Origin of the sequence: Carboxydocella sporoproducens DSM 16521 (assembly GCF_900167165.1) — a bacterium.
Lineage (GTDB): Bacteria > Bacillota.
This window is the reverse complement of the sequence record NZ_FUXM01000016.1, coordinates 36,791-43,888: the sequence shown is the minus strand read 5'-3', so window position 1 is coordinate 43,888 and position 7,098 is coordinate 36,791. Positions and strand designations below refer to the sequence as shown.

General features: G+C 51.1%; 9 protein-coding genes. All 9 read left to right on the top strand.

The genetic code is table 11. The annotated features are described in order from the left end of the window. Window positions 1-284: 284 nt before the first annotated feature. Window positions 285-770, top strand: a complete 486-nt coding sequence (locus tag B5D20_RS07510) for a (2Fe-2S)-binding protein (protein ID WP_078665621.1) — start codon at window positions 285-287, stop codon at window positions 768-770. A gap of 126 nt (window positions 771-896) precedes the next feature. After that, the gene (locus tag B5D20_RS07505; RefSeq protein WP_174182996.1) at window positions 897-1,664 is read left to right on the top strand and encodes a DeoR/GlpR family DNA-binding transcription regulator; all 768 of its coding nucleotides are present in this window, start codon (window positions 897-899) and stop codon (window positions 1,662-1,664) included. Window positions 1,665-1,675: 11 nt separating this feature from the next. Further along, a complete protein-coding gene (pfkB, locus tag B5D20_RS07500) occupies window positions 1,676-2,620 on the top strand; it encodes a 1-phosphofructokinase (RefSeq protein WP_078665619.1) in 945 nt (314 codons plus the stop codon). Between the two features lie 29 nt (window positions 2,621-2,649). Then, a complete protein-coding gene (locus tag B5D20_RS07495) occupies window positions 2,650-4,014 on the top strand; it encodes a PTS fructose transporter subunit IIC (RefSeq protein ID WP_078665618.1) in 1,365 nt (454 codons plus the stop codon). Between the two features lie 76 nt (window positions 4,015-4,090). Next, complete coding sequence (locus tag B5D20_RS07490; protein WP_078665617.1) at window positions 4,091-4,543, top strand: PTS sugar transporter subunit IIA; 453 nt, start codon at window positions 4,091-4,093, stop codon at window positions 4,541-4,543. 16 nt (window positions 4,544-4,559) lie between these two features. Beyond that, window positions 4,560-4,829 (top strand): HPr family phosphocarrier protein, encoded by a 270-nt coding sequence (locus tag B5D20_RS07485; RefSeq protein ID WP_078665616.1) that lies wholly within the window; start codon window positions 4,560-4,562, stop codon window positions 4,827-4,829. Further along, window positions 4,829-6,553: a phosphoenolpyruvate--protein phosphotransferase gene (gene ptsP / locus B5D20_RS07480; RefSeq protein WP_078665615.1), complete on the top strand. Its 1,725-nt coding sequence runs from the start codon at window positions 4,829-4,831 to the stop codon at window positions 6,551-6,553. The genes B5D20_RS07485 and ptsP overlap by 1 nt, the downstream gene beginning before the upstream one ends. 66 nt (window positions 6,554-6,619) lie before the next feature. Further along, a complete protein-coding gene (locus B5D20_RS13865) occupies window positions 6,620-6,772 on the top strand; it encodes a hypothetical protein (protein ID WP_159071925.1) in 153 nt (50 codons plus the stop codon). Between the two features lie 139 nt (window positions 6,773-6,911). After that, window positions 6,912-7,058 (top strand): hypothetical protein, encoded by a 147-nt coding sequence (locus B5D20_RS13860; RefSeq protein ID WP_159071924.1) that lies wholly within the window; start codon window positions 6,912-6,914, stop codon window positions 7,056-7,058. Window positions 7,059-7,098: the final 40 nt, after the last annotated feature.

Sequence of the window (7,098 nt, the reverse complement as noted above, 5' to 3'; positions counted from 1 at the left end):
ACCTGAAGTTATTGGCCCTGTCCGTACGGTGACCCCGTTTAGCCGGTGTCGGAGAAACCGGTAGGCGTCCTAACAGGACGCGGGAGGCGGAGTTATACTCCCACCGGGGAGGTCAGCAAAAACCGGTGCAGTACTCCCGTCCGGGTGGAACTCCCGGGCCGAGGTCCCCTGTTGCCCTGCCCCGCGGGGGCAAATCAAGTATTCGGAAAGGAGGCGAAATCCTGGTCTGGGGGCCGACTTGACTGAAAATAAAAATAGTCAAGTTTTTTGAACCAGGTCAGGCCATGGCCGGATGTGGACAAGCCTGTTGTAGCCAGGAAGGTTGCGGAGAAAAGAATCAAATTCCCCGCTGCCCTATCTGTGGAAATGAGGGGCAGCCCGTAAGCCCCCGTACTTTACGCAATCTGCTCAAAACCGGACTAATCGAACAGATTGTGGAGGAAGACTATCATCTCTGTCAGAATCCGGAATGCCAGGTGGTTTATTTTCACCGGGAGCTGGGTCAGATTTTTGGCCGGGATGCCCTGACAGTCAAGGTCTGGTGGAAGGACCCGGGGCTGGATGTTCCCCTCTGTTATTGCAAGGGGGTAACCAGAGGGCAGATCCGGGAAGCCTGGGAAAAGGGGGCCAGAACTTTTGCCGAAATAGTCAAGGCCACCGGTGCCATGGGTGGCAGGCGCTGTGAATACGAAAACCCGGCGGGACGCTGTTGTAGTTCGGCGATTCAGGCATATCTTCAGGAACTGGAGGGAAATATTAACTTCGGCTAAAACGGGCCGAAGTTTTTTTCTGCTCTTGACAAGACCAGAACAATCAATTACAATCAAAAATAAGCAGAAACAATCAAAAACAATCAACAAATGAGCAAAATCAGGCAATCACTGGGGGGCTGGCAGGTGTTTGGGGAGGAACGCAAACAACTGATTCTGGACTATGTCAACAAGCATGGTCGTGCATCAGTACAGGAGCTCAGTAACTTTTTGCAGGTTTCGGAGTCCACTATCCGCCGGGATTTGAAAGAACTGGAAGAAGCCAAACTGTTAAACCGGACCCATGGTGGAGCCATTTCGTTGCAGGCAGTTAATTTTGAACCCACTTACTGGGAAAAAGAAGACAGGTTTAAAAGTGAAAAAGAAGCCATTGCCCGTGAAGCAGTTAAGCTGATTGAAAATGGCGATACCATTTTACTGGATTCCGGCACAACCACCTTTCATCTGGTACAGCAGCTTAAAACCTTCAATCACCTGACAGTGGTCACCAATTCCCTGCTCTTTGCCCAGGAATTACAGGGTAATCCCGGTATCGAGGTACTGGTGACCGGAGGCAGTCTGCGCCGGGAGACGCTGGCCCTGGTCGGGCCCATAACCGAACGGGCCCTGGAGCAGGTACGGGTGGACAAGGTTTTTATCGCTACCAATGGGCTGGATTTAGAAAAAGGTTTAACCACTCCCAATCTGCTGGAAGCGGCAGTAAAAAGCAAAATGATTGCAGCGGCTACCCAGGTAATTCTGCTGGCTGACCACAGTAAAATCGGTCGCATTTCTTTTGCCAGATTTGCCGGTCTGGCCGATATTGATCACTGCATCATGGATGCTGCTGCTCCCGTTGAGGTGGTGATGGCTTTGAAGAAAAAAGGAGTTCAGGTTCATCTTGCACAGCCATAGGAGGAAACAAAATGAATTCAGCTGCAGTAGTCACGGTAACTTTAAACCCGGCTCTGGATAAGACGGTAACTGTCGAAGGCTTTACCGCAGGAAGCTTAAACCGGGTTCAGGAGGTACGGCTGGACCCCGGGGGCAAAGGGGTAAATGTGGCCAGGGTACTGAAAAATTTCGGGGTAAGCGTACTGGCTACCGGGTTCATTGCTGGAATGCAGGGTAAACTGCTGTTAAAGGCTCTGGAGGATGAGGGGATAACGACTGCTTTTGTCAGCGTACCGGGGGAAACCCGCACCAACCTGAAAGTGGTTGATCTTGCCACCAGACAAACTACGGAAATCAATGAACCTGGATTTGTAGTGGATTCTGCTCGTATGCAAACGTTTTACCAGCTGCTTGATTCAGTTCTGGAACAGACGGCTTACCTGATTCTGGGCGGTAGTTTACCCCAGGGAGCTGCTGCTGATACTTATCGGGAACTGATCAGCAGAGCAAAAGCAAAGGGGGTGAAAGTAGTCCTGGATGCCGATGGAGAGGCCCTGCGCGCTGGTCTTGCCGCTCAGCCCTTTGCGGTCAAGCCCAACCTGGCAGAACTGGAAAATCTGCTGGGCCGTTCATTGCAAGATACGGAAGCTATCATCGCTGCAGGCAGTCAACTACTGGAACAAGGAGTGGAGCTGGCGGTAATCTCCAGGGGCAGTAAGGGGGCGGTAGTGTTAAACCGGGAGGAAGTGATCGTAACCGAGCCCTTTCCCATAGTGCCGCAGAGTACAGTGGGAGCCGGGGATACCATGGTGGCAGCTCTGGTCTATGCTTTGTTGCAACAAAAGCCTCTGGCTGAAACTGCAGCCTGGGCCACAGCAGCAGGCACCATTGCAGCTTCCAAAGCGGGAACCCAGGTCTGTACCCGGGAAGAAGTGGAGGCCAATCTGGCCCGAGTCAAGGTTATCAATTGGAGATGAGCTATATAGCAAGAGGGGGAGGAAATTTTATGAAAAAGATTTTAGCCGTTACTGCTTGTCCGACCGGGATTGCCCACACCTACATGGCAGCAGAAGCATTGATTAAAGCAGCTAAGGAAAAAAACATCGACCTGAAAGTAGAGACCAGAGGAGCAGTGGGAGTGGAAAATGCGCTTACTCCTCAGGAAATTGCCGACGCTCATGCCATTATTGTTGCTGCTGATACCGATGTCGATGAAGGCCGTTTTGCCGGCAAGCCGGTTGTCAAAGCCTCAGTTGGTGAAGCTATCAAGAACCCGGGAAGACTGCTGGACGAGGCCCTTAACAAAAAGGCGGCTGCCAGCGCTTATGTAGCTCAGGTAGAGCAAATCAAGGAAGAAAGAAGCAAACAGCGGACTGGCGCCTATAAGCACCTGATGAATGGGGTTTCCTATATGATTCCTCTTGTCGTAGCCGGTGGTTTGTTGATTGCCCTCTCCTTCGTTTTTGGCATCAAGGCTTTCGAACAAAAAGGGACTCTGGCGGCAGCCCTGATGGATATCGGCGGCGGTTCTGCCTTTGCTCTGATGGTGCCTGTACTGTCCGGCTTTATCGCTTTTTCCATTGCTGAAAAGCCCGGTCTGGCTCCTGGTCTGGTAGGCGGTATGCTGGCTTCTAAGATCGGTGCCGGTTTCCTGGGGGGTATCGCTGCCGGTTTCCTGGCCGGTTATGTAGCGAAATGGCTAAAGGATAACATTAAGTTGCCCAAAAATCTGGAAGGCCTTAAACCTGTACTCATCATACCTCTTTTTGCTACCTTGATTGTAGGCCTGCTGATGATTTATGTAATTGGTACTCCGATTAAAACTATCATGGATGCGATGACTGCCTGGTTGAAGAGCTTGAGTGCCGGCAATGCCGTGCTGCTGGGCCTGATTCTGGGCGCGATGATGGCTTTTGATATGGGTGGTCCGGTCAACAAAGCCGCTTATACTTTTGCTGTCGGTTTGCTGGGCAGTGATGTTTATGGGCCCATGGCAGCAGTCATGGCGGCCGGGATGACTCCGCCCCTGGGTCTCTGGCTGGCTACATTGCTGGCTCCTCACAAATACACCGAGGAAGAAAGAGAAGCTGGTAAAGCAGCCGCAGTCCTGGGGATTTCATTCATCACCGAGGGAGCCATTCCCTTTGCTGCCGCTGATCCCCTCAAGGTAATTCCTTCTATCATGATTGGTTCAGCTGTAACCGGTGCTCTTTCCATGGCCTTTGGCTGTACCTTGCGGGCACCCCACGGCGGTATTTTCGTACTCCCCATTCCCAATGCGGTAGGCAATTTGCCGATGTATGCGCTGGCCATTGTCATAGGTACTGTTGTTACCGCTTTACTGGTCAACCTGTTGAAAAAGCAAAAATAAGTTGTTAACAGGGCATAATGGGATAAGGGGCAGGTTTTCCTGTTCCTTATCCCAACCATTTGAGGAGGAAATAACCATGAATCTGAGCAATATGCTGAATGAAAACACGACTTTGTTGGACCTGACAGTTAACAGCAAGGAAGAATGCATGGAAAAAATGGCAGCGGCTCTTGCTGCAGCCGGATTTGTTTCAGACCTTGACCAGTATCTGCATGCTGTAAAAAGACGGGAAGAAACCGGTACTACCGGGATTGGATTCGGAGTGGCTATCCCCCATGGAAAATCGGCAGCAGTTCAAGCTCCCGGACTGGCTTTTGCCCGCCTGGCTCAGCCGGTAGACTGGCAGGCTATGGATGGACAACCCGTAACTTCTGTGTTTATGATAGCTGTACCGGAACAACAGGTAGGAAATGAGCATTTGCAAATATTGATCGCCATTTCCCGCAAACTGATGCATGAAGATTTCCGGCAAAAATTGCACACCGTAGCTTCTGCTGAAGAACTGGTCAACCTGCTACAAAATCTGTAGTTTGGAGGTAATAACTATGTATGCACGCGAAGTGGAACTTCAAAACGCCTCCGGTCTCCATGTCAGACCGGCCCAGTTGTTGATTGAAACAGCCGGTCGCTTTACCTCCCGGATTACTGTTAAAACCGCCAGTGGTCATCAGGCTGATGCCAGGAGCATTCTCGGGGTGATGGCTCTGGGCCTGAGCAAAGGGGATAAAATTACCATAGAAGCTGAAGGTGATGATGAACAGGCGGCAGTAGAAGCCCTGGTTCAATTAATAGAAAGCAAGTTTGGTGAGGAATAATGGCAGAAAAACGCATTTATGGGCTGGGGGTTTCAGCCGGTATCGGCCTGGGTCCGGCGTTTCTTTACCGGCCGCACCTCAGTCAGCAACAGCCTCAGCTGACTGAGGTGCAGGATATTGCCGGGGAATTGGCGCGACTGCAGGCAGCGAAAGAGCAGTGTGAAGCTGATTTGCACAAATTGGTGGACTATACCCGGGAAACACTGGGGGAAGAAAAATCCACCATTATTAAAGGCCAGATTAGCTTTTTACTCGACCCTGGTTTTTATCCGGAAATGATAAAACGGGTGGAGACCCGTTCTTATCCGGCCGAAAGAGCTGTTCAGGAAGTAACTGAAGAGTTTGCCCGCATCTTCGAACAGATGCCCAACGAATACCTGCGGGAAAGGGCGGCGGATATCCGGGATGTGGGGCGGAGGCTGTTAACTCTCTTGCAGGGAGGGCAGCAGCTGAGCTTAGCTGAGCTTGACCGGGAAGTGATTATAGTCGCTGACGACCTGACTCCTTCTGATACTGTTCAGCTAAACCGGAACCTGGTCAAGGGGATTGTCACCAGAGTGGGGGGCAAGACTTCCCATACCGCCATTCTGGCCCGTTCCCTGGGGATACCGGCTATTCTGGGAGTTGGAGCCGAAATTGAAAGCATCAATCACAGCGATAACCTTTTGATTGATGGACAGGCAGGTTTGTGTATAATCAATCCTGAACAGGCTACACTGACAGAATATCAGGAGAAGGCAGCAGCAGAGCAGTTACGTTTGCAGGAACTGCAGGCTTTTGCCCACAGGCCTGCCTGTACAGTAGATGGCAAATGCTTTGAGATTGTGGCCAATATCGGCACTCCGGAAGAGGCAGAACTGGCTCTGGAACAGGGAGCAGAAGGAATTGGCCTTTACCGTACTGAATTTCTCTTTATGCACCGGGAACAAATGCCTGATGAAGAAGAGCAGTTCCAGGCTTATCGCCGGGTAGCTGAAATCATGGGCGAACGCCCGGTAATTATCCGGACTCTGGATATTGGCGGGGACAAGGAATTACCCTACCTGGAGCTGGAAAAAGAAATGAACCCCTTCCTTGGTTACCGGGCAATCCGCATTGGCTTGAATCAGCCCCAGCTCCTTAAAACGCAGTTGCGGGCCATTTTAAGGGCCAGTGTTTATGGCAATATCAAGATTATGTTCCCCATGATCTCCAGTCTGGAGGAATGGCGGGAGGCCAGACGGATTTATCAGGAAGCCGAAGCTGATTTGAAACAGGAAGGGAAAGAATTCAAAGCTGGCCTGGAGCTGGGCATTATGGTGGAAGTACCTTCTGCCGCTGTGCTGGCTGCCAGGTTTGCAAAAGAAGTGGATTTCTTCAGCATCGGGACCAATGATCTGGTGCAATACACCATTGCCGTTGACCGGATGAATGAAAAAGTCGCCTATCTCTATGACTATTTCCATCCGGCTGTGCTGGGCTTGATTAAACTGGTAATTGATGCTGCCCATCGGGAAGGCAAGTGGGTAGGAATGTGCGGCAGTATGGCGGGAGACCCCCTGGCGGCACCGTTGCTGGTCGGGCTGGGGCTGGATGAGTGGAGTATGTCAGCTGGCAGTATCAAAGAGATTAAGCGGATTATTGCCGGACTGGATGCCAGGGCATGTGCTGAACTGGCGGAGCGGGCCCTGCAACTCAATACCACAGCTGAAGTGAGAGAATTACTGCAAACCTTCCATCACTAAAGGGTGGAAGGTTTTTTCTTTACATTTGTAAGAACTGTACTAACATAGTAGTTGGGAGGTGGTAATATGCTAATTCGCAACACTGAAAACAGCCACGAAGAAGATAATGCACAAATGCAGAATGATATAGATAACAACTATGTTAGTCTGGTAACTAGTTTTATAAAAGAATATGAACTAGCTCTAAGAGAGTTAGCTAATGAAGGGCTCGAATATTGAGTACCAGTTTGACAATTCTCCCATCTTATGCTACAATATTCCATCATGACTGAGAGCAAAGGCGAAGAAGGACCGAGTTGCCCATTACTCCGTCACCAGAGAGGAAACCCACAGGCTGCAAGGTTTCTGGCGTGAGCGGGTGACAGCCAGTCCGGAGCCGGCCCGGGAGGACCGGGCCCGGGGGGCCCGTTACAGCCAGGAAAGCAGCGCTTTCCATGAGGTGACCGGTTTCAGGCCGGTAACCAGGGTGGTACCGCGAGAGAAACTCTCGTCCCTGTGGGGGTGAGAGTTTTTTCTTTTAAGTGCGCAGTTTTAGAAGGGAGAGA